20 protein-coding genes are annotated in these 22,769 nt (G+C 74.7%); 17 read left to right on the top strand and 3 right to left on the bottom strand.

Translation table 11 applies throughout. The features are described 5' to 3' along the window. The first annotated feature begins 34 nt into the window (after positions 1 to 34). Entirely contained in the window at positions 35 to 1,285 is a 1,251-nt protein-coding gene (locus tag DNK53_RS06340) for a M23 family metallopeptidase (RefSeq protein WP_110181494.1), read from the top strand. Positions 1,286 to 1,354: 69 nt separating this feature from the next. Here the strand turns inward: DNK53_RS06340 and DNK53_RS06335 are convergent, their stop codons facing one another. Further along, on the bottom strand, positions 1,355 to 2,212 hold the full coding sequence (locus DNK53_RS06335; protein WP_110181493.1) for a MaoC/PaaZ C-terminal domain-containing protein: 858 nt from the start codon (positions 2,210 to 2,212) through the stop codon (positions 1,355 to 1,357). Then, positions 2,205 to 3,539 (bottom strand): 3-oxoacyl-ACP reductase, encoded by a 1,335-nt coding sequence (locus DNK53_RS06330; protein ID WP_110181492.1) that lies wholly within the window; start codon positions 3,537 to 3,539, stop codon positions 2,205 to 2,207. The genes DNK53_RS06335 and DNK53_RS06330 overlap by 8 nt, the downstream gene beginning before the upstream one ends. 242 nt (positions 3,540 to 3,781) lie before the next feature. Here DNK53_RS06330 and DNK53_RS06325 point away from each other — a divergent pair, with 242 nt between their 5' ends. The 5 genes from DNK53_RS06325 (at position 3,782) to DNK53_RS06305 (ending at position 8,799) form a co-directional block, all read left to right on the top strand. Next, the gene (locus DNK53_RS06325) at positions 3,782 to 5,062 is read left to right on the top strand and encodes an acetyl-CoA C-acetyltransferase (RefSeq protein WP_110181491.1); all 1,281 of its coding nucleotides are present in this window, start codon (positions 3,782 to 3,784) and stop codon (positions 5,060 to 5,062) included. Positions 5,063 to 5,114: 52 nt separating this feature from the next. Next, entirely contained in the window at positions 5,115 to 5,930 is an 816-nt protein-coding gene (locus DNK53_RS06320; RefSeq protein ID WP_162599816.1) for a DUF1206 domain-containing protein, read from the top strand. Positions 5,931 to 6,053: 123 nt separating this feature from the next. After that, a complete protein-coding gene (gene pyrR / locus DNK53_RS06315; RefSeq protein WP_110181489.1) occupies positions 6,054 to 6,593 on the top strand; it encodes a bifunctional pyr operon transcriptional regulator/uracil phosphoribosyltransferase PyrR in 540 nt (179 codons plus the stop codon). Beyond that, complete coding sequence (locus DNK53_RS06310) at positions 6,590 to 7,516, top strand: aspartate carbamoyltransferase catalytic subunit (RefSeq protein ID WP_110181488.1); 927 nt, start codon at positions 6,590 to 6,592, stop codon at positions 7,514 to 7,516. The genes pyrR and DNK53_RS06310 overlap by 4 nt, the downstream gene beginning before the upstream one ends. Continuing rightward, positions 7,516 to 8,799 carry a dihydroorotase gene (locus DNK53_RS06305; RefSeq protein ID WP_110181487.1) on the top strand — a complete coding sequence of 428 codons (1,284 nt, stop codon included), beginning with the start codon at positions 7,516 to 7,518 and terminating at the stop codon, positions 8,797 to 8,799. The genes DNK53_RS06310 and DNK53_RS06305 overlap by 1 nt, the downstream gene beginning before the upstream one ends. Positions 8,800 to 8,823: 24 nt before the next feature. Here DNK53_RS06305 and DNK53_RS06300 read toward each other — a convergent pair whose 3' ends face one another. Next, on the bottom strand, positions 8,824 to 9,906 hold the full coding sequence (locus DNK53_RS06300; protein ID WP_110181486.1) for a hypothetical protein: 1,083 nt from the start codon (positions 9,904 to 9,906) through the stop codon (positions 8,824 to 8,826). A 253-nt stretch (positions 9,907 to 10,159) separates the two neighbouring features. On the opposite strand from DNK53_RS06300, the gene DNK53_RS18310 reads away from it, so the two are divergent. From DNK53_RS18310 to coaBC, 11 genes are all read left to right on the top strand, one after another. Further along, entirely contained in the window at positions 10,160 to 11,860 is a 1,701-nt protein-coding gene (locus tag DNK53_RS18310; protein WP_110181485.1) for an ABC-F family ATP-binding cassette domain-containing protein, read from the top strand. Between the two features lie 108 nt (positions 11,861 to 11,968). After that, entirely contained in the window at positions 11,969 to 13,096 is a 1,128-nt protein-coding gene (carA, locus tag DNK53_RS06290) for a glutamine-hydrolyzing carbamoyl-phosphate synthase small subunit (RefSeq protein WP_110181484.1), read from the top strand. Next, positions 13,096 to 16,401 (top strand): carbamoyl-phosphate synthase large subunit, encoded by a 3,306-nt coding sequence (gene carB / locus DNK53_RS06285; RefSeq protein ID WP_110181483.1) that lies wholly within the window; start codon positions 13,096 to 13,098, stop codon positions 16,399 to 16,401. The genes carA and carB overlap by 1 nt, the downstream gene beginning before the upstream one ends. Then, the gene (locus tag DNK53_RS06280; protein WP_239456393.1) at positions 16,374 to 17,468 is read left to right on the top strand and encodes a quinone-dependent dihydroorotate dehydrogenase; all 1,095 of its coding nucleotides are present in this window, start codon (positions 16,374 to 16,376) and stop codon (positions 17,466 to 17,468) included. Before carB ends, DNK53_RS06280 begins: the two co-directional genes overlap by 28 nt. Before the next feature lie 4 nt (positions 17,469 to 17,472). Then, complete coding sequence (locus DNK53_RS06275; protein ID WP_204163796.1) at positions 17,473 to 18,348, top strand: iron-sulfur cluster-binding protein; 876 nt, start codon at positions 17,473 to 17,475, stop codon at positions 18,346 to 18,348. Continuing rightward, positions 18,345 to 19,214, top strand: coding sequence for a tRNA-dihydrouridine synthase (locus DNK53_RS06270; protein ID WP_162599815.1), 870 nt, complete (start codon positions 18,345 to 18,347; stop codon positions 19,212 to 19,214). Before DNK53_RS06275 ends, DNK53_RS06270 begins: the two co-directional genes overlap by 4 nt. Next, complete coding sequence (gene pyrF, locus DNK53_RS06265; RefSeq protein ID WP_110181481.1) at positions 19,211 to 20,038, top strand: orotidine-5'-phosphate decarboxylase; 828 nt, start codon at positions 19,211 to 19,213, stop codon at positions 20,036 to 20,038. The genes DNK53_RS06270 and pyrF overlap by 4 nt, the downstream gene beginning before the upstream one ends. 148 nt (positions 20,039 to 20,186) lie before the next feature. Then, positions 20,187 to 20,507 carry an integration host factor, actinobacterial type gene (mihF, locus tag DNK53_RS06260; protein WP_110181480.1) on the top strand — a complete coding sequence of 107 codons (321 nt, stop codon included), beginning with the start codon at positions 20,187 to 20,189 and terminating at the stop codon, positions 20,505 to 20,507. Between the two features lie 2 nt (positions 20,508 to 20,509). Beyond that, the gene (gmk, locus tag DNK53_RS06255) at positions 20,510 to 21,088 is read left to right on the top strand and encodes a guanylate kinase (protein ID WP_204163795.1); all 579 of its coding nucleotides are present in this window, start codon (positions 20,510 to 20,512) and stop codon (positions 21,086 to 21,088) included. A 28-nt stretch (positions 21,089 to 21,116) separates the two neighbouring features. Beyond that, entirely contained in the window at positions 21,117 to 21,446 is a 330-nt protein-coding gene (gene rpoZ, locus DNK53_RS06250) for a DNA-directed RNA polymerase subunit omega (protein ID WP_110181478.1), read from the top strand. Between the two features lie 12 nt (positions 21,447 to 21,458). Then, on the top strand, positions 21,459 to 22,709 hold the full coding sequence (gene coaBC / locus DNK53_RS06245; RefSeq protein ID WP_110181477.1) for a bifunctional phosphopantothenoylcysteine decarboxylase/phosphopantothenate--cysteine ligase CoaBC: 1,251 nt from the start codon (positions 21,459 to 21,461) through the stop codon (positions 22,707 to 22,709). Positions 22,710 to 22,769: the final 60 nt, after the last annotated feature.

Here is a 22,769-nt window from a genome sequence, read left to right as displayed (position 1 = left end):
ACTCCGCGTCCCTGCTCTCCCCGGGTGGTCCTCCGTGCTCCTCTCCTCGCGCCGCAGCGTCCGTTCCCTGCGCTCCGGCCTCGCCCTCGCCGGCCTCGGCGCGCTCGTGCTCGCCTCCTCGGGGACCATGACGACGACCCAGACGGCGAGCAAGCGGCTCCCGGTGCCCACGACGTCGTACCAGGTGCCCTTCACGTGCGCGCAGGAGTGGACGGGCGGCACCCGCTCCCGGCACTCGCCCAGCCGCCTCGCCGTCGACTTCAACCGCAGCAACGACCTGGGCAAGGCCGTGGTCGCCGCGGCCGCGGGGCGTGTGGTGACCGCCGACCAGCGGAGCAAGCGGGGCTACGGCAAGCACGTCGTCCTCGACCACGGCAACGGCGAGAGCACCGTCTACGCGCACCTGCGCAACGTCTTCGTCGCCGCCGGGTCCAGCGTCGACCAGGGGACCTTGATCGGCGCCGTCGGCAGCACCGGCAACAGCACGGGTGCCCACCTGCACTTCGAGCAGAAGGTCGGCCGGGACGTCGTCCCGGTCCACTTCGCCCGTCTCCCGTACCCGAACGGCGCGGTGGCCTCGGGCAACTGCGTCGACGTGCCGATGGCGGCCAACCTGGTCGGGGAGGGGGCCGCCGAGGTGGCGGTCTTCCGACGGACGGCGCGCAGCGACTTCCTCGTGCACCAGCCCGACGGCCAGGCGCCGACGGCGCTCCACTTCGGCACCGGCACCGACGAGCCGCTGCTGGGCGACTGGGACGGGGACGGCCTCGCGGAGCCGGGTGTCTGGAACCCGCGCGGCCGGATGTTCAAGCTGAGCGGCGCCGCTGCCACCCAGCTGCGGTTCGGCGCCCGCGGCGACCGCCCCGTCGTCGGGGACTGGGACGGCGACGGGCGTGACGACCTGGGCGTCTTCCGGCCCCGCTTCGCGACCTTCCACCTGCGGATGCCCTCGGGGGTGGTGGAGAGCGTCCGGCTGGGTGACGTCGACGACCTGCCGGTCACCGGCGACTGGAACGGGGACGGGCGCACCGACGTGGGCGTCTTCGACCGGACCCTGCTCACCTACACGCTGCGCCACGTGGACCCGGCGGGGGTGCCGGTCGTCTCGACGGTCCCGTTCGGCCTCCCCGGGGACCTCCCGGTGACGGGGGACTGGGACGGCAACGGCACGACCGACCTCGGGACGTGGACCCCGGCGAGCGCCGTGTTCACGCTGGGCCAGGGCACCCTGGACAACGCGGCCGCCCGCACCGTCGCGACGGTGCAGTTCGGCACGCCCCGCTGACCCGCGCCGACCCAGCCCGCCCCCGGCCGGGCGCGGTGCCGGGCGGGGGGCGGGCGGGGGTCGGGCGGGTCAGAGCGCCGTCGTCCGACCCACCAGGTGGGTGGAGGCGTCCCGCGGGCTGGAGAGCGAGAAGGCCCAGGAGCTCCGGTCGCCCTCGAGCCCGAAGGCCACCCGGCCCGGCAGGAGGATCGGCTTGCGGAACGACACCTCGACGCGGACCGCGTCGGGCAGCCTGTTCTCGATCGCGGCCAGGCAGCGGGCCTTGGACCACATCCCGTGCGCGATCTGCCGGGGGAACCCCAGCGCCCTGGCGGTCACCGGGTAGAGGTGGATCGGGTTGAGGTCGCCCGAGACCGCGCCGTACCGGCGGCCGAGGTCGCCCGGCAGGTCCCAGGTGGCGCGGCCCTCGGGCACCACCGGCAGGTCGAGGCCGCGTGGCGCGTCCTCGGTGCCGCGGCCGCGGCGCAAATAGGTCGAGGTCGCCTCCCACACGACCTCGTCGCCCGAGCTGACCGTGGTCACGAAGTCGAGCAGGGTGCCCTTGGGGTGCGGCCGCGGGGAGCGCACCGACGTGGTGGCGCCCAGCTCCTCCTCCAGCCCGATGGGCCGGTGGGAGGTGAGGGTGTTCTCGACGTGGACCGTCCCGATGGCCGGCCAGGGGAACTCCGTGCTGGCCATGATCTCCATGTGGAGGCCGAAGGCCAGGAGGTGCGGGTAGGTCACCGGCACCGCGTCGCGCCGGGGGAAGCCGCAGACCTCCGCGTACGCCGCGACGTGGGCGGGGTCGATCCGGGTCACCGGTCCGGTGCGCGCCATCCCCTCGAACCCGGCAGCGGGCGCCTTGCGCACGCCGGGCACCCGGTTGAGGACGGGCACGGCGGGCAGGGCGGCGCGGGCGAGCGTGACGACGGCCGACACGTCAGGCACCCAGCATCATCTGGCCGCAGACCCGCACCACGTTGCCGTTGACGGCGGTCGACCCGGGGGAGGCGAACCAGGCGATGGTCTCGGCCACGTCGACGGGGAGGCCGCCCTGGCTCATGGCGTTGAGGCGCTGGCCGACCTCGCGGGTGGCGAAGGGCACGGCGGCGGTCATCTGCGTGACGATGAAGCCGGGGGCCACCGCGTTGACGGTCACGCCGTCGGTGAGCTCGTCGGCCAGGCTGTCGACCAGCCCGATCACGCCGGCCTTGGAGGCCGCGTAGTTGGTCTGGCCGACGTTGCCGGCGATCCCGGCGATCGAGGCGACCCCGACGATGCGCCCGTTGGGGTTCACCACCCCCTGGTCGAGCAGCTCGCGGGTGATCCGCTCGGGGGCGGTGAGGTTGACCGCGATGACGCTGTCCCAGCGGTCGGCGCCCATGTTGGCCAGCTTCTTGTCGCGGGTGATGCCGGCGTTGTGCACGACGACGTCGACGCCGCCGTGCTGCTCGCGCAGGTGGTGGGCGATCCGCTGCGGGGCGTCGGAGTGGGTGATGTCGAGACTGAGGTGGTCGCCCCCGAGCTCGGCCATCAGGGTCTGCAGGTCGCTGGCCGCCTGCGGCACGTCGACGCCGACCACGGTGGCGCCGTCGCGGTGCAGGACGCGGGCGATCTGCTCGCCGATGCCGCGGCTGGCACCCGTCACGAGCGCCACCTTGCCGGCCAGCGGCTTCTCGCGGTCGGCGACGGGCTCGGCGTCGAGCACGCCGTGGGCGCCGATCCGCACCACCTGGCCCGAGACGTAGGCGGACTTGGGGGAGAGCAGGAAGGCGAGCGTGGACTCGGTCGCGGCCTCGGCGCCCTCGGCGACGTAGACCAGCTGGGAGGTGCCGCCCCGGCCGATCTCCTTGCCCAGCGACCGGGTGAAGCCCTCCAGCGCGCGCTGCGCGACCCGCTCGCTGCCCGAGGCCTGCTCGGGCGGGGTCCCGAGCACGACCACCCGCGGGCAGGTGCCGAGCCGGCGCATCAGCGGGGTGAAGAAGTCGCGCAGGGCGCCCAGCTGGCCGGGATCGGTGAGGCCGGTGGCGTCGAAGACCAGGCCCTTGTACGTCGTCCCCTCCGCGTCGTGGTCGAGCGCGGTGACGCCCAGCCCGTCGAGCAGCTTGGGCAGCTGGTCGGCCAGGCGGCCGCGACCGCCGACGAGCACGGTGCCGTCGACCAGGGGGGCGCCCTCGGTCCACCGCTCCAGCCGGGCGGGATCGGGCAGGCCGAGGTTCTTGACGAGCAGCCTGCCGACGGGGGTGGAGACGAAGCCCTGGTAACGGTCGCTCATGGCGCACGAGCCTTTCGGTGCGGGGACGCGGGTCGGTGCGGGACGCGGGCGCCGCGAGCGGCGGCCCGGGGATAGACTGCCGGACATGTAACTCGAGGTGTAACTCGGCGTCCACATTTCGTGACCTTGCCCTCACCCGGTTCCCCGCACGCACGCCGGGAGCGAGGATGGGGGACCGCGGAGACACCTCTGCCGACCATGATCCCGCCCCTGTCCAGGGCGCACGACCCCAGGAGCACCAGATGCAGGCCCAGACCCGCCGCGTCGCCGTCATCGGCGGCAACCGGATCCCCTTCGCGCGTTCCAACGGCGTCTACGCCGACGTCTCCAACCAGGAGATGCTGACGGCCGCCATCGACGGCCTGGTCACCCGGTTCGGCCTCGAGGGCCAGCGGCTCGGGGAGGTCGTGGCCGGCGCCGTCCTCAAGCACGCGCGCGACTTCAACCTGACCCGTGAGTGCGTCCTCGGCTCGCGGCTCGACCCGGGGACGCCGGCCACCGACATCCAGCAGGCCTGCGGCACCGGGCTGCAGGCCGTGATCCAGGTCGCCAACAAGATCGCCCTGGGGCAGATCGAGGTCGGCATCGCCGGTGGCTCCGACACCACCTCCGACGCGCCCGTGGCGATCAGCGACAAGCTGCGCAAGAAGCTGATGAAGGTCAACGCCGCCAAGGACACCAAGGCCAAGCTGACCGCTCTCGGACAGATCCGGCCCGGCGACATCGGGCTCGAGATCCCGCAGAACGGCGAGCCCCGCACCGGCAAGTCCATGGGCGAGCACGCCGCCCTCACCGCGCTGGAGTGGCGGGTGGGCCGCGAGGAGCAGGACGAGCTCGCGGCGCGCTCCCACCAGAACCTGGCCCGCTCCTACGAGGAGGGCTTCCACGACGACCTCGTCACGCCGTTCCGCGGGGTCGAGCGCGACACCAACCTGCGCCCCGACTCCACCGCGGAGAAGCTCGGCACGCTGAAGCCCGTCTTCGGCAAGGGCGCCGCGGCCACGATGACGGCGGGCAACTCCACCCCGCTCAGCGACGGCGCCTCGGCGGTGCTGCTGGCCTCCGAGGAGTGGGCCGAGGAGCACGGCCTGCCGGTGCTGGCCTACCTCACGGCGTACGAGACCGCCGCGGTCGACTACGTGCACGGCCACGAGGGCCTGCTCATGGCGCCCGCCTACGCCGTGGCCCGGATGCTCGAGCGCGAGGGCCTGACGCTGCAGGACTTCGACTACTACGAGATCCACGAGGCGTTCGCCTCGCAGGTGCTCTCCACGCTGAAGGCGTGGGAGGACCCGGTCTTCTGCAAGGAGCGCCTGGGCCTCGACGCCCCCCTGGGGTCGATCGACCGCAGCAGGCTCAACGTCAACGGCTCGTCGCTGGCCGCCGCGCACCCGTTCGCCGCGACCGGCGGCCGGATCGTCCCGGTGCTCGCCAAGCTGCTCGCCGCGAAGGGCTCCGGCCGCGGGCTGATCTCGATCTGTGCCGCCGGCGGCCAGGGGGTCGTGGCCATCCTCGAGCGCTGAGGTCGCGGGGCCCGACGAAGGGGTCCGGCCCGTCGGGGGGAACGCTGCGACCGTGCCCGACATCAGCAGCAGGACCCGCAGCGCAGGCTCGCGGGCCGAGGACAGTCCCTGGCTCGACCACGCGGTACGGGCCGGCCTCGTCGCCTACGGCCTCACCCACCTCCTGATCGCCTGGGTCGCCCTCCAGCTGGCCTGGGGCGGTGCCTCCTCCGACCAGGCCTCGAGCGAGGGGGCGTTCCAGCAGCTCACCTCCTCGGCCCTCGGGACCGCCGTGCTCTGGGCGGTGGCGGTCGGTCTGCTGCTCCTGGTGCTGTGGCGCCTCCTCGAGGCCGCCTTCGGCCACGACGACGAGGAGGGGGCCGCGCGCTGGGTCAAGGCCGGCGGCTCGCTGCTGAAGGCGGGCCTGTACGCCGCGCTCGCGGTCACCGCGATCCGCACGCTCACCGGCAGCAGCGGGGGCGGCGGGAAGCCGCTCACCGCCCAGGTCCTCTCGTGGCCCGCCGGCCAGGTGCTGGTGGTGCTCGCCGGGATCTGCGTCATCGGGTACGGCGGGTGGACGGCCTACCGCGGCGTCTCCGAGAAGTTCCTCGAGCACCTCGACTCCTCCGGTCGGACCGGGGAGGTAGGCACGGCGTACCGCTGGGCGGGCAAGGCGGGCTACGTCGCGAAGGGCGTCTCGATCGGCATCGTCGGCCTGCTGGTGGCACACGCCGGATGGACCCACGAGGGCAAGGACAAGGGGCTCGACGACGCGCTCCGCGAGGTGCTCCAGCAGCCGTTCGGCCCCTGGGTCCTCTCCGCGATCGCGCTCGGCATCGCCTGCTACGGCCTCTTCTGCTTCGCGCGCGCCCGGCACCTCGACCGGTGACGCCCGTGCGCCCGCGTCCGCCGTCGCCCGACGGGGGTGGGGCGCGACGCTGGTAGGGTCGCGGCCGCACGACATCCTTTAACGAGCCGTCCCGTGAGGCGGAGAAGGAGGTCCAGGCCACCGATGCCTGCCACCGCACCAGGACGCACCGTCCTCGACGGCCGGGACATCGCCCGCGCGATGACCCGCATCTCCCACGAGATCCTCGAGCGCAACAAGGGCGCGACCGACCTCATCCTCCTCGGGCTGCACACCCGCGGCGTGCCCCTCGCCCGGCGGATCGCCGACGGGATCGCCGGCGTCGAGGGGGTCCCGGTCGCGGTGGGCGAGCTCGACGTGACGATGTACCGCGACGACCTCCGCAGCCAGCCGACGAGGCGCGCCCACAAGACCCAGCTGCCGGCCGGCGGCATCGACGGCAAGGTCGTCGTGCTAGTCGACGACGTGCTCTTCTCGGGCCGCACCATCCGCGCCGCCCTCGACGCGCTGGCCGACCTCGGGCGGCCCGCCGCGGTGCGGCTCGCCGTGCTGGTCGACCGGGGCCACCGCGAGCTGCCGATCCGCGCCGACCACGTCGGCAAGAACCTCCCGAGCGCCCGCTCCGAGCGGGTCAGCGTCCGGCTGGCCGAGGTCGACGGGACCGACGAGGTGACGATCTCGTGAGGCACCTGCTCTCCGTCGACGACCTGTCGGTCGACCAGGTCGAGGCGATCTTCGAGACCGCCGCCGAGATGCACGACGTCCAGCACCGCGACGTCAAGAAGCTGCCCGCCCTGCGCGGCCGGACCGTGGTCAACATGTTCTTCGAGGACTCCACCCGCACGCGCTCGTCGTTCGAGATCGCCGGGAAGTGGCTCTCGGCCGACGTGATCAACATCAGCGCCAAGGGCTCGAGCGCCTCGAAGGGCGAGAGCCTGCGCGACACCGTGCTCACCGTCTGCGCCATGGGCGTCGACGGCCTGGTGGTCCGGCACCCCGCCAGCGGGTCGGCCCGCCAGGTCAGCGAGTGGGTCGACGCGGCGGTCGTCAACGCCGGCGACGGCACCCACGAGCACCCCACCCAGGCGCTGCTCGACGCCTACACGCTGCAGCGCCGCCTCGGCTCGCTCGAGGGCCGCCACGTCGCGATCGTCGGCGACCTCACCCACAGCCGGGTCTTCCGCTCCAACGTGCTCTGCCTGACGAAGCTCGGCGCCCGGGTCACGGTCGTCGCGCCGCCCACCCTGATGCCCGCGGGCGTCGCGGCCTGGTCGGCGGCCGCCGGGTTCGAGACCTCCTACGACCTCGACGCCGTGCTGCCCCACGCCGACGCCGTGATGATGCTGCGCGTCCAGCGCGAACGGATGAGCGGGGCGTTCTTCCCGAGCGCGCGGGAGTACACGGTGGGCTACGGCCTCACCCGGGACCGGCTGCGCCTGCTGCGCCCCGACGTCCCGATCTGCCACCCCGGGCCGATGAACCGCGGGCTCGAGATCGCCGCGGACGCCGCGGACGCCGCCCAGTCGGCGGTGCTGGAGCAGGTCTCCAGCGGGCTCGCCGTCCGCATGTCCGTGCTCTACCACCTGCTCGCCGGAGAGGAAGCCTGATGGCGCTCGTGATCAGGGGGGCGTCGCTGCTGGGCGAGACCCCCGCCGACCTGCTCGTGGAGGACGGGACCCTCACCCGCGTGGGCGAGGTCGACGCCTCCGGCCACGAGGTGCTCGACGCCGACGGGCTGGTCGCGCTGCCGGGCCTCGTCGACCTGCACACCCACCTGCGCGAGCCGGGGCGGGAGGACGCGGAGACCGTCCTGACCGGCTCGCGGGCCGCCGCGCTGGGCGGCTTCACCGCCGTCCTGGCGATGGCGAACACCTCCCCGGTCACCGACACCGCCGAGGCCGCCGTCCGCGTCTGGGAGCTGGGCCGCGAGGCCGGGCTCGTCGACGTGCAGCCGGTGGGCGCGGTCACCCGCGGCCTGGCCGGCGAGGAGCTCGCCGAGCTGGGGCTGATGGCCCGCTCGCGCGCCCGCGTCCGGGTCTTCTCCGACGACGGTCGCTGCGTCCACGACGCGCGGGTGATGCGTCGGGCGCTGGAGTACGTCAAGGCGTTCGGCGGCGTCGTGTCGCAGCACTCCCAGGACCCCACGCTCGCGGGCCCGAGCGCCTGCTGCCACGAGGGCGAGCTCTCCGGCCGGCTGGGGCTGCCCGGGTGGCCCGGGATCGCGGAGGAGGTGGTCGTGGCGCGTGACGTGATGCTGGCCCGGCACACCGGTTCCCGCGTCCACGTCGCCCACGTCTCGACCGCCGGCTCGGTCGAGGTCCTCCGCTGGGCCAAGGCGCAGGGGATCGCGGTCACCGCCGAGGTCACGCCGCACCACCTGCTCCTCACCACCGACCTGCTGGCCGGCTACGACCCGACGTACAAGGTCAACCCGCCGCTGCGTCCCGCCGAGGACGTCGAGGCGCTGCGCGCCGCGCTGCTGGACGGGACGATCGACGCGGTGGCCACCGACCACGCTCCTCACGCCCGCCACGACAAGGAGCACGCGTTCGTCGACGCGGCGTTCGGGATGCTCGGCCTGGAGACCGCCCTCGGGGTCGTCCGGACCGCCCTGCCCGAGATGTCGTGGACCCAGGTGGCCCGCGTGATGTCGCAGAACCCGGCCCGGATCGCGGGCCTGGAGACGCAGGGCCGCGCGCTGGAGGTGGGTTCCCCCGGGCACGTCGTCCTGGTGGACCCCGACGCGACGGTGGCCGTCGACCGCGCCGCCTCGGCGTCCCTGTCGCAGAACAACCCCTGGCACGGCCGGGAGCTCGCGTCGCGCGTCGTGCACACCGTGTACGGCGGCCGGGTCACGGTGCGCGACGGGGCGCTGGCCGACGCAGGCTAGGGGCGCCGTGGTGGCGGCCGGCCGCTAGCCGAGGTCGCACGTCGCGGTGCCAGCCAGCAGCGCGCGTCGGTCCAGGCGGAGCAGCCCGGGCACCCGGGCGTCGTCCCCGAGGTGCGCGTACGGCGCCGCACTGGCTTCGCTGACGGTCCACACGTCCGGCCCCACGACCTCGAGGTCCTCGGCCCCCGGGACGAAGTCCACCGGGCCCGCCGGACCCGGGGGGTGGAGCAGCCCGCACGAGATCCGCGAGCCGACCTCCCACCGCCCCCGCGGGGTGAGGCTCAGCCCCTGGAGCCGGGTGGCGACCCGTCCTCGGCGTCCGGGGGTCACCTGGCCCCCCGTGGTGGCGTCCAGCCCCAGCGCCGAGACGCCGCGAGCCAGCACCTCGTCCAGGTCGTAGCCGAACCACCGGCCCCGGCCGCCGGCCCGGTACGTGCCGATCACCAGGGCTCCGTCGTGGATGGCCAGGGTGGAGCCCATGAGCCCGTCCTCCAGCCTCCAGGCCCGGAGCACCGGCGGCCTGCCGTCGCGGACGCGCGCGGGATCCAGCAGCCACAGGACCTGGCCGCCGGCGATCCACAGCCCCTCGTCGGTGAGCTCGTTGCCTCCGCCGTGGCGGCAGTACGTGGGGTCCGCGCCGTAGATCGGGGCCTCGAAGCGCCGCACGAACGCCACCTGACGCCCGGTGTCGAGGTCCAGCACCACCACCTGGCAGGCGCGACGGCCGAGCGCGGCGACGCGGTACCCGGAGACGTAGGCGAGGTCGCCGTCCACCTCGAGGCCCTGGGGGACGAACGTGCCGGCCATCGCCGGGATCCACCACGCCTCGCAGACCGCGGAGGCAGTGGGGTAGTCGCGCAACGGGAGGTCGGGGGACGGGGGCGACCCCTGCACCCGGGCGGGACCGACGCCGGTGCAGCGGCCCGGCGACGTCCCGCGGGCTCCACCGGTCCCCACGCCGTCCTCCGCGCCGTCCGCCGTGCCGTCCGCCGTGCCGTCCGCACCGGAGGGTGCCGGCGGTGCCGGCTGGCACGCCGCGAGGAGGAGGGCGAGCAGCCCGGCGAGCGCGGTCGCCAGCCACCGGCTGACGGCTGTGGTCGCCTCCACGGGACCTCGGGACGGTGGCGGTGGCATGACACCGGATCAAACCAGCCGTCCTGCCTTCTCGGGCACGGCCTCGTCCCGTGGCGAGTCGGGGGGACGACGACCCGGAGGGGCCCGAGCCGGCCAGGGGGAAAAGGAGGTGCGGAGTGGCGGGTCAGGGCCTACCGTGGTCGGCATCATGTGGATGCACGCCTGACCTGACTCGCGCCCGTGGCGCCCGCCCCGCGAGTCGTCGACCTCGCCGTCAGGACCTCCCGTGCCACGCGTTCCCTCCAGCACCGCCTCCGCCCTCGCGCCCGTCGTGGTGCGCGACCTCTCGGTCTCCTTCCCCGACCGCGAGGTCCTGCGCGACGTCGACCTCGTCGCCCAGCCCGGTCGCCGCCTCGGCCTCGTCGGCGAGAACGGCGCCGGCAAGTCCACGCTCCTGCGTGCGGTCGCCGGGCGGCTGCCGGCCCGCGCCGCCGTCCGCGGCACCGTCGAGTCGCCCTCGGGCCTCGTGCTCCTCGGTCAGGAGCCACCGTTCCCGGACGCCGCCACCGTCGACGAGGTGCTCGCCTCCGCGCTGCGCCCCCTGCACGAGGCCGTCGCCGCGGTCGAGACCCTCGCCGCGCGGCTCGACGACGAGCGGACGGCAGACCGGTACGCCCTCGCGCTGGAGCACGCGACGGCCCACGACGCCTGGGACGCCGACCGACGGGCCCGGCTCGCCGCCGAGCGGCTCGGTCTCGGCTCCGTGGCCGGGCACCGGCGGGTGGGGTCGCTCTCCGGCGGGGAGCGCACGCGGCTCGCTCTCGCGGCCGTGATGACCACCCGACCGACCGCGCTGCTGCTCGACGAGCCCACCAACCACCTCGACGACGACGCGACGAGCGTGCTCACGGCGTTCCTGCGGGACCTGCCCGGACCCGTCCTGCTGGCCTCGCACGACCGCGTGCTGCTCGACGACGTCTGCACCGACCTGGTCGACCTCGACCCGACCGCGTCCACGGCCGGTGCGCCGGGGGAGGGCGGCACGTCCGTCCGCCGGTTCGGCGGGGGCTGGAGCGCCTACGTCGAGCACCGCCTGGCCGAGCGCCGACGGTGGGAGGAGACGTGGATCGCGCAGACCGAGGAGGTCGCCCGGCTGCGCGCCGCCGCGCAGGTCGGCACGGGGGCGGTCGCCCACGGTCGGGGTCCGCGCGACAACGACAAGTTCGTCCACGCCTTCAAGGGCGCCCGGGTCGAGCAGACCGTCGCCCGGCGCCGCCGCGACGCCGAGCGACGGCTGGCGGTCGCCCTGCGCGAGCAGGTGCCGAAGCCGCCCCGGCCCCTCACCTTCGCCGGACTCGCCCCGTCGGGCGGGGGCGGGGGAGGCGTGGTCCGGGTCCGCGCCCTCGCCGTCCAGGGACGGCTCCGCCTGGACGGCCTCGACGTCGAAGCGGGGGAGCACCTCCTGGTGACCGGGAGCAACGGGGCGGGCAAGTCGACGCTGCTCGGGGTGCTCGCAGGACGGCTGACGCCCACGTCCGGGGAGGTCGCCGTCCGGGCCCGGCGGGTGGCCGAGCTGCCGCAGGACGTCGTCCTGCCCGACCCGCGCCTGTCGGTGCAGGCGACGTACGCCCGCGGGACCCGGCACCTGCCTCCCGCCTCCGTGCCGCCGCTGGCCGACCTCGGGCTGCTGCATCCTCGCGACCACGCCCGCCCGGCCGGCGCGCTCTCGGTCGGGCAGCGCCGTCGGCTCGGCCTGGCGCTCGTGGTGGCGGCCGCGCCGGACCTGCTCCTGCTCGACGAGCCCACCAACCACCTCTCGCTCGCCCTCGCCGGCGAGCTCGAGGAGGCCCTCGAGTCATCCGGGGGCACGGTCCTGGTCGCCAGCCACGACCGCTGGCTCCGCCGCCGCTGGACCGGTCGCGAGGTGCGCCTCCAGTCCTGGGCGACGCCCGACGACCGGCCCGGCAGGCGGGTGCCGGAGGACTGACCACGGGACGGTGCCGGTCGCGGGAGCGCGAGGTTCCGCTGGTAGGGTCGGCGTCGGTTCGAACATCCTTTAACGGTCCGTCCTGTGAGGCGGAGAAGGAGGTGCGGCATGGCTCTGCCTGCCCCTGCGCTCATGGTCCTCGAGGACGGGCGCACCTTTCGCGGTGACTCCTTCGGTGCCGAGGGCGAGACCTTCGGCGAGATCGTCTTCTCGACCGGCATGTCCGGCTACCAGGAGACGCTGACCGATCCCAGCTACCACCGCCAGGTCGTCGTGATGACGGCCCCGCACGTGGGCAACACCGGCATGAACGACGAGGACACCGAGTCCCGTCGGATCTGGGTGGCCGGCTACGTCGTGCGCGACCCCGCACGGGTGCCGTCGAGCTGGCGCAGCACCCGGACCCTGGACGACGACCTGCGCGAGCAGGGCGTCGTCGGGATCTCCGGGGTGGACACCCGGGCCCTGACCCGGCACCTGCGCGAGCGCGGTGCGATGCGGGTGGGGATCTCCACGACCGAGACCGACCCCGAGGCGCTGCTGGGGCGGGTGCGCGAGAGCGCCGGGATGGCCGGTGCCCAGCTGAGCGACGCGGTGACGACGGCGGAGCCGTACGTCGTCCCGGCGGTGGGGGAGAAGCGGTTCACCGTCGCGGCCCTCGACCTCGGCATCAAGTCCAACACCCCCCGCATGATGAGCGAGCGGGGCATCGAGGTCCACGTCCTCCCCGCCACCTCCACGCTGGAGGAGGTCGACGCGGTGGCCCCCGACGGCCTGTTCTTCTCCAACGGCCCCGGCGACCCGGCCGCGACGACCGCCCAGGTCGAGCTGCTCCGGGGCGCGCTGGCCCAGGACCTGCCCTACTTCGGCATCTGCTTCGGCAACCAGCTCTTCGGCCGGGCCCTCGGCTTCGGCACCTACAAGCTCAAGTACGGCCACCGCGGCATCAACCAGCCCGTGATGGACCGCACCACCGGCAAGGTGGAGGTGACCGCCCACAACCACGGCTTCGCCGTGGACGCCCCGCTCGAGGGGAGCACCGAGACCCCGTACGGCGTCGCCTCGGTCTCGCACGTCTGCCTCAACGACGACGTCGTCGAGGGGCTCGAGCTGCGGACCGCCGACGGCGCCCTCAAGAGCTTCTCCGTCCAGTACCACCCGGAGGCCGCGGCCGGACCGCACGACGCGGCGTACCTCTTCGACCGTTTCTGCGAGCTGATGGAGGCGAGGGCCTGATGCCCAAGCGCGAGGACATCAAGTCGGTCCTGGTGATCGGCTCCGGCCCCATCATCATCGGGCAGGCGTGCGAGTTCGACTACTCCGGCACCCAGGCGTGCCGGGTGCTCAAGGAGGAGGGCCTGCGGGTCGTCCTGGTCAACTCCAACCCGGCGACGATCATGACGGACCCCGAGTTCGCCGACGCGACGTACGTCGAGCCGATCACCCCCGAGTTCGTCGAGAAGGTGATCGCCAAGGAGCGGCCCGACGCCCTGCTGGCCACGCTCGGCGGGCAGACGGCCCTCAACTGCGCGATGCAGCTCGACGCCGCGGGGGTGCTGGAGCGCTACGACGTCGAGCTGATCGGCGCGAGCATCGAGGCGATCAACCGCGGCGAGAACCGCGAACAGTTCAAGAAGATCGTCGCCGAGCTCGGCGGCGAGTCGGCGCGCTCCGTCATCTGCCACACGATGGACGAGCTCCTCGCCGGCGCCGACCAGCTCGGCTACCCGGTGGTCGTCCGGCCGTCCTTCACCATGGGCGGCACCGGCTCGGGCTTCGCCTACGACGCCGACGACCTGCGCCGCATCGGCGGGGCCGGCCTGGCCGCGTCCCCGACCACCGAGGTGCTCCTGGAGGAGTCGATCCTCGGCTGGAAGGAGTACGAGCTCGAGGTCATGCGCGACACCGCCGACAACGTGGTGATCGTCTGCTCCATCGAGAACCTCGACCCGATGGGCGTGCACACCGGCGACTCGATCACCGTCGCCCCGGCGATGACGCTGACCGACCGCGAGTACCAGAAGATGCGCGACATGGCGATCGGGATCATCCGGTCGGTCGGGGTCGACACCGGCGGCTGCAACATCCAGTACGCCGTCAACCCGGCCGACGGCCGGCTCATCGTCATCGAGATGAACCCGCGCGTCTCCCGCTCCAGCGCCCTGGCCTCGAAGGCGACCGGCTTCCCGATCGCCAAGATCGCGGCCAAGGTCGCGATCGGCTACACGCTCGACGAGATCCCCAACGACATCACCACCCGCGAGGACGGCCAGAGCACCCCGGCCGCCTTCGAGCCGACCCTCGACTACGTCGTGGTCAAGGTGCCGCGGTTCGCCTTCGAGAAGTTCCCGGGCGCCGACCGCACCCTGACGACCCACATGAAGAGCGTGGGCGAGGCGATGGCGATCGGCCGCAACTTCACCGAGGCGCTGCAGAAGTCGCTGCGCAGCCTGGAGAGCAAGCAGGCGATCTTCGACTTCGCCGAGCCGGTCGGCGACGTCGCCGCCCTGCTCGACACCGCCCGCACCCCGACCGACGGCCGGCTGCGCACGGTGATGGACGCGATCCGCGCCGGCGCCACGCCCGAGCAGGTCTTCGAGTCGACCCGGATCGACCCGTGGTTCGTCGACCAGCTCTTCCTGCTCCGCGAGGTCGCCGACCGCGTGGCCGCCGCCGACGAGCTCGACGAGGCGACGCTGCGGCTCGCCAAGCGGCACGGCTTCAGCGACGCGCAGCTCGCGGCGATCCGCGGGCTGGCGGAGGCCGACGTCCGTGCCCTGCGGCACGACCTGGGGGTGCGGCCGGTCTACAAGACGGTCGACACCTGCGCGGCCGAGTTCGCGGCCAGCACGCCGTACCACTACTCCTCCTACGACGAGGAGACCGAGGTGGCGCCGCGCGAGCGCGAGGCCGTCATCATCCTCGGCTCGGGCCCCAACCGGATCGGGCAGGGCATCGAGTTCGACTACTCCTGCGTGCACGCCTCGCTGGCGCTGGCCGAGGTCGGCTACGAGACGGTGATGGTCAACTGCAACCCCGAGACCGTCTCCACCGACTACGACACCTCCGACCGGCTCTACTTCGAGCCGCTCACCCTCGAGGACGTGCTCGAGATCGTCCACGCCGAGCGGCAGGCCGGTCCGGTCGCCGGGGTGATCTGCCAGCTCGGCGGCCAGACGCCGCTCGGGCTGGCCCAGGGCCTGGCCGACGCCGGGGTCCCGGTGGTCGGCACGGCGCCGGAGGCCATCCACCTGGCCGAGGAGCGGGGCGCCTTCGGCAAGGTCCTGCTCGACGCGGGCCTGCCGGCACCCAAGTTCGGGATGGCCACCTCCTACGAGGACGCCAAGGAGATCGCCGACGAGATCGGCTACCCGGTGCTCGTCCGACCCTCCTACGTGCTCGGCGGCCGCGGGATGGAGATCGTCTACGACGACGCCTCCCTGCGCGGCTACATCGACCGCGCCACCGAGATCAGCCCGGAGCACCCGGTGCTGGTCGACCGGTTCATCGACGACGCGGTCGAGATCGACGTCGACGCGCTCTTCGACGGCGAGGAGCTCTTCCTCGGCGGCGTGATGGAGCACATCGAGGAGGCCGGGATCCACTCCGGCGACTCCTCGTGCGCCCTGCCGCCGATCACCCTGGGCGCCTCCGAGATCGAGCGGATCCGGGCGGCCACCGAGGCCATCGCGCGGGGCGTGGGCGTGCGCGGGCTGCTCAACATCCAGTTCGCGCTGAGCTCCGACGTGCTCTACGTCCTCGAGGCCAACCCGCGGGCCTCGCGCACCGTGCCCTTCGTCTCCAAGGCGACCGGCACCCCGATGGCCAAGGCCGCCGCCCGGGTGATGCTGGGCGAGTCCTTGGCGTCGCTGCGGCAGGCGGGCCTGCTCCCCGCCGAGGGCGACGGCGGCACCCTGCCGGCCGACGCCCCCATCGCCGTCAAGGAGGCGGTGCTCCCGTTCAACCGGTTCCGCACCGTCGAGGGGCGCCACGTCGACACGGTCCTCGGCCCCGAGATGAAGTCCACGGGCGAGGTGATGGGCTTCGACTCCGACTTCGGCAAGGCGTTCGCCAAGTCGCAGACGGCGGCGTACGGCTCGCTGCCGCTGACCGGCAAGGTCTTCGTCTCCGTCGCCAACCGCGACAAGCGCAACATGGTCTTCCCGATCAAGGTGCTGGCCGACCGGGGCTACGAGATCCTCGCGACCCAGGGCACGGCCGAGGTGCTGCGCCGCAACGGGGTGCAGGTCACCACCGTGCGCAAGCACCACGAGGGGGAGGGGCCGGCCGGTGAGCCGACCACCGTCCAGATGATCCACAGCGGCGACATCGACCTCGTGGTCAACACCCCCTACTCGACCGGCACCGAGGGTCGCGCCGACGGCTACGAGATCCGCACCGCCGCCGTGCTCGCCAACATCCCGTGCATCACCACCGTGCAGGGCCTCGGGGCGGCCGTGCAGGGCATCGAGGCGCTGCACCGCGGCGACATCGGGGTGCGCAGCCTGCAGGAGTGGAACGCCGCCGCCGGGCGGTCCTGATGCGCGGGGCGCCGGTCTACGGCACGCTCTTCGACCGGGTCCTGACCCGGGTCGACCCGGAGGCCGCCCACGAGGCGGCGTTCCGGGCGATCCGGGCCGGGCGTCCCGCCACCGCCCGCCTGCTCGGTCGGCTTCCGGCCGGCGTGCGTCCGGTGGAGGCGATGGGGCTGCGCTTCGCGCACCCGCTGGGCCTGGCGGCGGGGTTCGACAAGAACGCCCGCGGCATCGACGCGCTCGCGGCGCTCGGGTTCGGCCACGTGGAGGTCGGCACGGTGACCGGGCGGCCGCAGCCGGGCAACCCCCGGCCGCGCCTCTTCCGCCTCCCCGCCGACCACGCGGTGGTCAACCGGATGGGCTTCAACAACGACGGGGCTGCCGCGGTCGCCGAGCGCCTCGCCCGGCGTGCCGCCGGCCGCGTCCGGCACGAGGGCGGCGGCCCCGAGGTGGTCCTGGGCGTCAACATCGGCAAGACCAAGGTCGTGCCCGAGGAGGAGGCCGTCGACGACTACCGGCTGAGCACCGGGCTGCTGGCGCCGCACGCCGACTACCTCGTCGTCAACGTCTCCTCGCCGAACACCCCCGGGCTCCGGGACCTCCAGGCCGTGGAGAAGCTCGAGCCGCTGCTGCGGGCGGTCCGCCGCCGCGCCGACGAGGTGGTGACGCAGCGCCGGGTCCCGCTGCTGGTCAAGATCGCCCCCGACCTCAGCGACGAGGACGTGCTGGCCGTGGCCGACCTCGCCGTCGCGGTCGGGCTCGACGGCGTGATCGCCACCAACACGACGATCTCGCGCGACGGCCTGGCCTCCGACCCTGCGGTCGTGGAGGCCGCGGGCGCCGGCGGGCTCTCGGGGGCCCCGCTGCACGACCGGGCCCTGGCCGTGACCCGGATGCTGCGCGCCCGGGTCGGGCCGGCGATGACGCTCGTCGGGGTGGGCGGGATCTCGACGCCCGAGCAGGCCCGCGCCCGGCTCGAGGCGGGCGCCACGCTGCTCCAGGCCTACACGGCCTTCGTCTACGGCGGGCCCGCGTGGCCGCGCCGGCTCGTCCGCGGCCTGGCGAAGGGCTGACCGGGTGCCGGTGCACGTGGTCGCCGAGGTGCTGGCCAACCGGCGGGCCGGTGCCCACCGCGTCCTCACCCTTGCCGCCCCGGGGGTGGCCGAGGGGTTCCGGCCCGGGATGTTCGTGGCGGTCACGGTCGGCCCGGCGCAGCTGGCCCGGCGGCCGATGTGGGTCCACCGGGTGCGGGGGAGCGGCACCCACGGGGCGACCCTCGAGGTCGTCGTCGAGCCGCGGGGAACCGGCAGCCGCTGGCTGGGCGACCGGGCCCCCGGGGACCGGCTGCCGCTGACCGGGCCGCTCGGCCGGGCGTTCGCGCTGCCTCGCGAGCCCGTGGCCTGCCTGCTGGTCGGCGAGGGGGTCGCCGCGGCCCCGCTGCTCGCCCTGGCCGAGCGCCTGCGCGAGCGCTCGTGCGCGGTGACGATGGTCGTCGCGGCCGACGACGAGGCCCACCTGCTCGCGACGCTCGAGGCCCGCAGGCTGGCCCGCGCCGTCACCGTGGTCACCGCGGACGGCTCCGTCGGCACCCGCGGCCGCGCCGAGCACGTGGTCGCCGACCTGGTGGCAGGCCCGGTCGCCGGCAGCGCCCCGGCCGTGGTCTACGCCTCCGGCTCCCCGGCCCTGCTGCGGGCGGTCGCCCGCGCGGCCGAGGCCCACGACGTGAGCGCCCAGGTGGCCGTGGCACCCGCGATGCCGTGCGGGACGGGCCTCTGCGGGGCCTGCGAGGTCCCGGTCCAGGACGCCGCGGGCCAGCCGAGCTGGGCGCGCGCGTGCCACGAGGGCCCCGCGCTGCGCGCGGACCGGGTCAACTGGGGCGCCCTCGCCGACCGACGCCCAGGTGGAGGGACCGGGGCGGCCCGGGTGGCCGGGGCGGACGGGGTGGACTGGTGACCGCCCTCCGCCTGCCCAGCCCGGTGGTCGTCGCCGCGGGGTGCGGGGGCAGCGGGCGCGAGCTGGCGCCGTACCTCGACCTCGACGGGCTCCCGCTCGTCTCGCGCAGCCTGACGCTGGACGCCCGCGGTGACGGCCCGGGTCCCCGCCTCGAGGAGGCCCCGAGCGGCCTCGTGCACCTCGCGGGGGCCCGCAACCGCGGCGTGGCCGCCTTCCTCGCCGACGACCTGCCCTGGCTGGTCCGAGCCGGCGCCTGGGTCCACGTCTCGCTGGTGGGCGCCACCCTCGGCGAGTACGCCGAGCTGGCGCGGCGCGTCGGTCGCGCCCCCGGCGTGCGCGGGGTCGAGGTCAACCTCGCGGTGCCCGATCCTCGGGGCAGCGGGCTCTTCGACGCCCGGGAGCCCTTCCACGCCGCCTCCGTGGTGAGCGCCGTGCGCCGCGAGGTGCCGCGCGACCTGCCCGTGCTGGCCAAGCTGCGCCCCGACGTCTCCCGCGTCGTCGAGTCGGCCCGCGCGGTCGCCGACGCGGGCGCGACGGGTGTGGTGGTCGGCGGGCCGGTGCCCGCCGCGCTGGCCGACGGCACCCCCGCGGGCCTGTGCGGGCCCGCCGTCCGCCCGGTGGCGCTGCGCTGCGTGCACGAGGTCTGCCGCGCGCTCCCCGACGTCCCCGTCGTCGGCTCCGGCGGGATCGCGGAGCCGGCCGACGTGCGGGCCTTCCGGGCCGCGGGCGCCGTCGCCGTCCAGGTCGGCACGGCCCTGCTCCACGACCCCACGGTGCTCGACCGGCTCGGTCGCGGCGCCGACCCGCAGCGCCCCGTGCGCCGCCCGGACCACCCGCACACCCCCCACCCCCAGGAGGAACCGTGACCCAGCCCTTCGGCGCCCGACTCCACGACGCTCTCGACCGCCGCGGGCGGCTCTGCGTCGGGATCGACCCGCACGCGTCGCTGCTGGCCGACTGGGGCCTCCCCGACGACGTCGGGGGGCTCGAGCGGTTCGCGCTCGGCGCCGTCGAGGCGGTGGCGCCGGTGGCGTCGGTGGTGAAGCCGCAGAGCGCGTTCTTCGAGCGGTTCGGCAGCCGCGGGGTCGCGGTCCTGGAGCGGGTGCTGGCCACCGCCCGGGAGGCCGGCGCGCTCACCCTCCTCGACGTCAAGCGGGGGGACATCGGGTCCACCAGCCAGGCCTACGCCGACGCCTACCTCGACCCGGCCTCTCTCGTGGCGGCCGACGCCGTCACCGTCAGCCCCTACCTCGGCTTCGGCTCCCTCGCGCCCTTCGTCGACGCGGCCCGGCGGCACGGCGGCGGGCTCTTCGTCCTGGCGCTCACCTCCAACCCCGAGGGTGCCGAGGTGCAGCAGGCCCGGTCCGACGGGCGCACCGTCGCGGGCGTCGTCCTGGACCACCTGCGCGAGCTCAACCGTGGGGCCACGCCGCTGGGCGACCTCGGCGCGGTCGTCGGGGCGACCCTGGGCGCCCCGGAGGAGGACCTCGACGTCAACGGCCCGCTGCTGGCCCCGGGCTACGGCGCCCAGGGCGGCACGGTCGAGGACCTGCGCAGGATCTTCGGCGCGGCCGCCCCGGCGGTGCTGCCGAGCAGCTCCAGGGGGGTGCTGGCCGCCGGCCCGGACCCGCAGCGGCTGCGGGACGCCGTGCAGCGGGGCAACGACGAGGTCGCTGCGCTGGCCCCCTGAGCCGGCCCGGCGCGCGGTGGCGCAGGTCACCGGCGCCCGGACCGCCTGCGATTGCCGCCCGGAGCGACCCGTGACTAGATTGACCGGACTCGCGGCGCACCCGACGACCCGCCCGACGCACCACCCCGACGAAGACGAGGACCGACACGTGGCCCTGCCCCCGCTCACCCCCGAACAGCGCCAGGCGGCGCTCGACAAGGCAGCCGCCTCCCGCCGGGAGCGCGCCGAGGTGAAGAACCGCCTGAAGAACTCCGGCGCCTCGATCCTCGAGGTCATCCGGGAGGGGCAGGAGAACGAGGTCATCGGCAAGATGCGCGTGGTCGACCTCCTCCAGTCGATGCCCGGGGTGGGCAAGGTCCGGGCGCGCCAGATCATGGAGCGCCTCGGGATCGCGGAGAGCCGCCGCGTGCGCGGGCTCGGCACCAAGCAGGTGGCCGCGCTCGAGCGCGAGTTCGCCACCGGGGAGTGAGCGTGCCGGAGCAGCCCGGCCGGTCGCGCCTCGTGGTGCTGGCCGGACCCACCGCCGTCGGCAAGGGCACGGTCGCCGCCGCCGTGCGGGAGCACCACCCGGAGGTCTGGATCTCGGTGTCGGCGACGACGCGGGCCCCTCGCCCCGGCGAGGTGGACGGCGTCCACTACCGCTTCGTCTCCGACGAGGAGTTCGACCGGATGGTCGACTCCTCCCAGCTGCTCGAGTGGGCCACGGTCCACCGGGCGGCCCGCTACGGCACCCCCCGCGGCCCGGTGGAGGAGGCCCTGGCCGCCGGTCGTCCCGCCATGCTGGAGATCGACCTGCAGGGGGCCCGCCAGGTCCGCGAGTCGATGCCCGAGGCGCTCTTCGTCTTCCTCAAGCCGCCGTCGTGGGACGAGCTGGTCCGTCGGCTCGTCGGCCGGGGCACCGAGACCGAGGCCGAGCGGGAGCGGCGCCTGGCGACCGCCCGCGACGAGCTGGCGGCGGAGGAGGAGTTCGACGTCACCATCGTCAACCGTGAAGTTCACGAGGCGGTGGAGGAGTTGGTAACGTTGATGGGGCTCGGTCCCGAGTCCTGATTCCCGACTTCCTTTGTGAGGCCCCCGCGTGTCTGCCCCCCACATCGCCGCCGAGGGCGTGACCAACCCCTCGATCGACGACCTGCTCACCAAGACCGACAGCAAGTACCAGCTGGTGCTCTACAGCGCCAAGCGCGCCCGGCAGATCAACGCCTACTACTCGCAGCTCGGCGAGGGCCTCCTGGAGTACGTCGGCCCGCTGGTCGACACCCACGTCCAGGAGAAGCCCCTCTCCATCGCCCTGCGCGAGATCAACGAGGACCTGCTCACCTGCGAGGACGTGGACCCCGCGGAGCTCGCCGCCGAGGAGGCCGCCCAGGCTGCCGCCCGGGCCGAGGCCGCCGCCACCGCCGAGTGACGACCCCCTGACGTGACGGACACCGTCGACGAGGCCGCCCCGCAGCAGCGGGAGCGGCCCCGTGTCGTCCTCGGGGTCACCGGGGGCATCGCGGCCTACAAGGCCTGCGAGGTCCTGCGCCGCTTCAGCGAGTCGGGCCACGACGTGACCGTCGTGCCGACCGCCGCCGCGCTCGAGTTCGTGGGCGCCCCGACCTGGGCCGCCCTCTCGGGCAAGCCGGTCGCCGCCGACGTGTGGAGCCGGGTGCACGAGGTGCCCCACGTGCGGATCGGGCAGGAGGCCGACCTCGTGGTGGTCGCCCCCGCCACCGCCGACGTGCTGGCGCGTGCGGCCCACGGGATCGCCGACGACCTGCTCACCAACACCCTGCTCACCGCCCGCTGCCCGGTGGTCTTCGCGCCGGCGATGCACACCGAGATGTGGGAGCACCCCGCGACCCGGGCCAACGTCGCCACCCTGCGGTCGCGCGGCGCCGTCGTGCTCGAGCCGGCCGTCGGCCGCCTCACGGGGCGGGACACCGGCAAGGGTCGGCTGCCCGACCCGGTGGAGATCTACGAGGTCGCCCGGCAGGTGCTCGCCAGGCCCGGCGCGGCCGACCTCGCCGGCCGTCGCGTCGTCGTCTCGGCCGGCGGCACCCGCGAGTTCCTCGACCCGGTCCGGTTCCTCGGCAACCGGTCCTCCGGGCTGCAGGGCTACGCGCTGGCGCGCGCCGCCCTCTCCCGCGGGGCCGAGGTGACCGTCGTGGCCGCCAACGTCGCGCTGGCCGACCCGGCGGGCGCGCACGTCGTCCGGGTGACGAGCACGGCCGAGCTGCGCGAGGCGGTGCTGCGCGAGGCCGGCTCGGCCGACGCCGTCGTGATGGCCGCCGCGCCCGCCGACTTCCGCCCCGTGGCGCAGTCCACGGAGAAGATCAAGAAGGCCGCCGACGGCTCCGCGCCGCCGCTGGCCCTGGAGCAGAACCCCGACGTGCTGCGCGAGCTCGCGACCGAGCGCCGCGCGCCGGGCTCGGTCGTGGTGGGCTTCGCCGCCGAGACGGGCGACAGCACCGGCTCGGTGCTGGACCTGGCGCGCGCCAAGCTGGCCCGCAAGGGGTGCGACCTGCTCGTCGTCAACGACGTGGGCGGGGGGGCGGTCTTCGGCAGCGAGGACAACGAGGTCGTGATCCTTGGGGCCGACGGCAGCAGCCGGGCGGTCGCCCGGGCGTCGAAGACGGACGTCGCGCACGCCATCTGGGACGAGGTCGCGCGTCGATTCGCCCACTGAGACGCCTGTCTTGCATGCTGGCTGCCCTCTAGTCTTGCCGCACTGCTCCACCACGTCGGA

Origin of the sequence: Nocardioides solisilvae (genome assembly GCF_003194625.1) — a bacterium.
GTDB lineage: Bacteria > Actinomycetota > Actinomycetes > Propionibacteriales > Nocardioidaceae > Nocardioides > Nocardioides solisilvae.
Note: the sequence above shows the minus strand (reverse complement) of the source record. Positions and strands in the feature narration are given on the sequence as shown.

Coding starts and splice junctions, on each gene's coding strand:
- DNK53_RS06330 (WP_110181492.1), bottom strand. CDS start 3,539: ATGAGCGACCGTTACCAGGGCTTCGTCTCCACCCCCGTCGGCAGGCTG.
- DNK53_RS06325 (WP_110181491.1), top strand. CDS start 3,782: ATGCAGGCCCAGACCCGCCGCGTCGCCGTCATCGGCGGCAACCGGATC.
- pyrR (WP_110181489.1), top strand. CDS start 6,054: ATGCCTGCCACCGCACCAGGACGCACCGTCCTCGACGGCCGGGACATC.
- DNK53_RS06305 (WP_110181487.1), top strand. CDS start 7,516: ATGGCGCTCGTGATCAGGGGGGCGTCGCTGCTGGGCGAGACCCCCGCC.
- carA (WP_110181484.1), top strand. CDS start 11,969: ATGGCTCTGCCTGCCCCTGCGCTCATGGTCCTCGAGGACGGGCGCACC.
- carB (WP_110181483.1), top strand. CDS start 13,096: ATGCCCAAGCGCGAGGACATCAAGTCGGTCCTGGTGATCGGCTCCGGC.